Source organism: Saccharothrix sp. ST-888 (assembly GCF_000955975.1).
Taxonomy (GTDB): Bacteria; Actinomycetota; Actinomycetes; order Streptomycetales; family Streptomycetaceae; genus Kitasatospora.
On record NZ_JYJF01000373.1, the window covers coordinates 1 to 451 of the forward strand.

Sequence of the window (451 nt, forward strand, 5' to 3'; positions counted from 1 at the left end):
TGGCCCTCCTCCCGCCCCGCGGGCTCGTCGGCGGTGGCCAACAGCCGGTCGGCCGGCTCGACGGGGCGGGAGGGTACTTTCACCGGGTTCTTTACAAGAGGGGCGCCAGCAGCACCGGCCTTCGCCCTACCGGAGACCGGACTACCGACACCCGGTATCGCCAACTGCAGCTGTGGGGTGTCGAAGACGTGGGCCTCCGAGCGGACGGTGCCGTCGGGCATCCGGACCTTGTCGACCCGGTAGTACCCGGCCTCGGTCAGCTCGCGGAGAGCCCTGCGGATCGCCCCCCGCCCCTGCGGGCTGGAGTCGGCCATCTGCCGACCGTCCTCGCGCCGGCCGTCGGGGCGCGAGAGGAGGTCGGCCAGCAGGCCGCGGGCGGTGTAACTGAGCCGACGGTCCTGCAACAGGCCGTTGGGCAGCACGGTGAAGTGACGTGCGTGTTCGGTACGAT

The 451-nt window shown here is 71.6% G+C and carries 1 protein-coding gene; it reads right to left on the minus strand.

From position 1 onward, the window contains the following. Nucleotides 1–451: hypothetical protein (locus tag UK12_RS41950; RefSeq protein ID WP_197085378.1), on the minus strand; the 451-nt coding region annotated here is incomplete at both ends.